Annotated in this window: 3 protein-coding genes; all 3 read left to right on the top strand. The window is 64.4% G+C overall.

What is annotated here, in order from left to right; translation table 11 throughout:
* The first annotated feature begins 3 nt into the window (after window positions 1-3).
* From EKA13_RS26270 to EKA13_RS26260, 3 genes are read left to right on the top strand one after another with little or no spacing between them, the layout of a single operon-like run.
* On the top strand, window positions 4-1,632 hold the full coding sequence (locus EKA13_RS26270) for a ParB family protein (protein WP_003158607.1): 1,629 nt from the start codon (window positions 4-6) through the stop codon (window positions 1,630-1,632).
* Between the two features lie 15 nt (window positions 1,633-1,647).
* On the top strand, window positions 1,648-2,208 hold the full coding sequence (locus EKA13_RS26265) for a DUF2857 domain-containing protein (protein WP_003158608.1): 561 nt from the start codon (window positions 1,648-1,650) through the stop codon (window positions 2,206-2,208).
* A gap of 3 nt (window positions 2,209-2,211) precedes the next feature.
* Window positions 2,212-3,456, top strand: a complete 1,245-nt coding sequence (locus EKA13_RS26260; RefSeq protein WP_003158609.1) for an STY4528 family pathogenicity island replication protein — start codon at window positions 2,212-2,214, stop codon at window positions 3,454-3,456.
* Window positions 3,457-3,707 lie beyond the last annotated feature (251 nt).

Raw genomic sequence — 3,707 nt, 5'->3', positions numbered from 1 at the left:
GCCATGACTGAGATCACTTCCCAGCAGATGGCCGGCAAACTGCTTGCGTCCGGGTTCGAGCGCAGCGGCCCGTCAGCAACGACCTTGAGCGACCCGATCGCCGACACGCCCATGGTCGTGACGCTCGACCAATTGCGCCCCTACGACCACGACCCGCGCAAGAAGCGCAATCCGGTGTACGAGGAAATCAAGGCATCCATCCGCGAGCGTGGTCTGGACGCGGCTCCGGCCATCACCCGGCGGCCCGGCGACGATCACTACATCATCCGTAATGGCGGCAACACGCGACTGGCAATCCTGCGCGAACTCTGGTCGGAGACCAAGGACGAACGATTTTTTCGGGTCTCATGCCTGTTCCGCCCGTGGCCCGAGCGTGGCGAGATCGTCGCGCTCACCGGGCATCTTGCGGAAAACGAACTGCGCGGTGGCCTCACCTTCATCGAGCGGGCTTTGGGCGTCGAGAAAGCGCGCGAATTCTACGAACTGGAAAGCGGCTCCACCCTGAGCCAGTCCGAGCTGGCCCGCCGCCTGGCCGCCGACGGATACCCCGTGCAGCAGTCGCACATCAGCCGGATGGCCGACGCAGTACGCTACCTGCTGCCCGCAATCCCGACCGTGCTCTACGCCGGCCTGGGGCGTCACCAGGTCGAGCGGTTGTCGGTCATGCGCAAGGCCTGCGAGCGCACCTGGGCGCATTACGCCAAAGGCCGCTCACTGGTTCAGGACTTCGACGAGTTCTTTCAGGAAGTGCTGTCGCAATTCGATGTCCAGGCCGACGAGTTCTCTGCGCAGCGCATACAGGACGAGCTGATCGGCCAGATGACCGAATTGCTGGGTGTTGATTACGACGTGCTCGCTCTGGACATGACCGAATCCGAGAGCCGCCAGCGCGCCTTGGTCAGCGAGCCGACGCCGCCCTCGACGCCGCCTGCCCTGCCAGAGCCAGAGGCCATTGCGCGCCCACCTGCCGATACTGCGCCACCTGCTGCGAGGCCGACGGCAACTCCCTCGACGGGCGAGAGCGACGCGGAAGCCAGTCATTCGGACGCGGTCAGCCCGGCGACAGATGGCGACCGGCTTCAGGAGCACATCGTCTCGCCGGCGCCGACAACGGAACGGCTTGAGTCCATCCAGCGCATGGTCGCCGACCAGTTGGGCGATGCACTGCCGCACGACTTCTCGGCGAATGTCTTGCAGTCCATCCCGGTGCAGGCTGGTGGGCTCTATCCGATCTCGGATGTCTGGTACATCGCCCCCGGCCTGGACACACCCGAGCACCTGCGCATCCACGTCGCGCAGTTTGCCCGCGAGATTGCGGGCGAGGCACACCTGGGCGAGTGCATCGATGACCGTCCAGAAGGCATCGGCTTCGCCTGCCGTGCCCATACCTCAAGCCTGGCGCCAAAGGGCCGTGCCGTCCATGCGCTGTTGGCTTGCCTGGCCGGTCAGCAGCCCGCCGACGTCGGTCTGGACAACGGGCAACTCGTCATCGACCTGCCGGCGCTGCTGCACGGCCAGGGCGACGTAACCCGACGATTGAGCGACACCGCGCTGGTCAAGCTGTTCCGCCTGCTGCGACTGGCCCGCCGCCTGCTCGATCTCGAAGCCGGCGCTGCGGACTCTGGAACCTAAGCGAGGGAGGCCAGCATGTCCACAGCACACCCGCTCAACCAGGCTGTCATCGCCCAGGCCCTCTATGACCTGCGCAATGGGCAACTGCGCCGCTGCAAACTGATGGGGTTTGGCGAGGCAGAGCTGGACGCCCTCAAGCATCCTGCGCTGATCAGCGTGCTGGCCAACGCCAACGTCTCCTGGTGCTCAGTGACGGTCAACCGCGAAGTGCTGCGGCGGCTGCTCCAGCAGGCGCAGGACGTGGAGAAGGAAATCGCCACGGTCGATCGCATGCTCAGGCTGGGCGCGAGCACGGAGATGGTCAGCAAGTTCTATGGCTTGACGCATCAGGAAGTAGCGCTTCGCCGTGAAATCCTCGGTCTGCCCAAGCGCAAGGGCCGGCACCCCGTGCTGGACGAGGAGCAGGACACGGAGCTGTGGCGGCAATGGAAGGCCGTGACCAACAGCAGAACCGTCGATCTCGAAGATGACACTTCCATCCTCGATGCCGCCATGGACTTGGCCGAAGGAATGTCGCTGCCTCTGTCGGTGGTCTGGGCCTCGATCAAGAGCTGGGTCGATCAGGGATTGGCGTGAGTCATGGCCGTGGACGACACCGCACCACGAGCCCTACGCCAAGGCCCCATCGCACTGGCAGAACTGTTCGATGCTGCGCTGAAAGACCTTGCGCCCAAGCCCGCCCCCAGCGCACCTGCGTCTACACCTGCACAGTCGCCCACGCCCACCTCCGGCGATGCTTTCCTGTTCAGTGGCAACCGGCACGAGACGGTGCCACGCAAGTTGTTCCTCGACCGCCGCCTGACGCCGCTGGAACGAAACGCCTGGCAAGTGTTCCGACTGATGCTCAACGACGATGGCGTGACCGCATTTCCCACCTACGAGCAGTTGCGCCCCTGGCTAGCGTCCATGCCCTGCGCAGGCCAGGCCTCGCATGAAACCGTGGCACGGGCGCTGACACTGATGCGCCTGACCCGCTGGCTGAGCCTGGTTCGGCGACGGCGCGACCCCAAGACCGGCCGCATCCTCGGCAATCTGTACGTGCTGCACGACGAACCCCTGACACCGTTCGAGGCCATGCAGCTCGACCCGGACTACCTGCAACTCGTCAGCCAGGCGCTCGGCCATTCTGCCAAGGCCGTGCAGATCGTGGGCCTGCACACGCTCAAGGAAATCGGCGAAGACCCATTACTGGCCGGACGCACCCTCCCGTCACGGTTGCAGGTGATGGCCGAACGTCTCGCCAACCAGAACCCCACGGCCTGCGAAAGTTATCCACAGGAAGACGCCATTCACGATTCCGAAGAAGGGGCTCCGAGCCTTCTTCGGAATCGTGAACGACCCGCTACGGATTCCGAAGCAGGGCTGAAACCCGCGCCAGACGTCTCTCTTCGGAATCCGAAGCAGGCCCGTACAGTACGTAGTAGTTGTATTAATGAAATACGTACTACTGCGCAGGCGCGCGCGCTGGGCGATCTGCAATGGCCCAAGCGCTTTGCACAACTGAAGGCGGAACAGCAGGCGGGTGCCAAGGTGGCATTGCAGCAAGTTGATCCCTCGCTGAGGCAGGACGTGCTGGACGAATGGGCCGCGCGTTGTAGCAACCCCGGCATCCGCAATCCCGCAGGGTATCTGTTCGGCATCATCCAGCGGGCCATCCACGGTGAGTTCAATGCCTGGGCAAAGAAAGACCCGCCACCGGCACCCACTCAACCAAACGAACGGCCACCACCCGCACCGCCGACCCAAACGCAGGGTAAGCCGGTGCCACCAGAAGTCGCCAGGCAGCACATCGAGCGGCTGCGAAATCTGCTCGCCAGCAAGTGAGCAGGCCGGCAAGGCGGTGAAGTGGACGCCCATGGATGCCAGTAGAGCTATCCCCTGGGGATAGTTCCACCGTTGGGGCGGATGCCGTGCAGTCGCAGGCCTCGCCTCGAACATCTGCCGCAGCATCGGCCTTGTCCGTCCTGATCCTGACGTGCAGCGTTCGCTGGCGCTCCTTGGAGCTATCCCCTGGGGATAGCTCGCGCCGCAGGCGGCCACCACGCGCTGAACCGGGGTCTGGCAGGTTTCGGTTT

The sequence above is a fragment of the Pseudomonas defluvii genome, assembly GCF_001695625.1.
Taxonomy (GTDB): domain Bacteria; phylum Pseudomonadota; class Gammaproteobacteria; order Pseudomonadales; family Pseudomonadaceae; genus Aquipseudomonas; species Aquipseudomonas defluvii.
The sequence above is the reverse complement of the archived record's forward strand: the minus strand, read 5'-3'. Positions and strand labels throughout refer to the sequence as shown.

Coding starts and splice junctions, on each gene's coding strand:
- EKA13_RS26270 (WP_003158607.1), top strand. CDS start 4: ATGACTGAGATCACTTCCCAGCAGATGGCCGGCAAACTGCTTGCGTCC.
- EKA13_RS26260 (WP_003158609.1), top strand. CDS start 2,212: ATGGCCGTGGACGACACCGCACCACGAGCCCTACGCCAAGGCCCCATC.
- EKA13_RS26265 (WP_003158608.1), top strand. CDS start 1,648: ATGTCCACAGCACACCCGCTCAACCAGGCTGTCATCGCCCAGGCCCTC.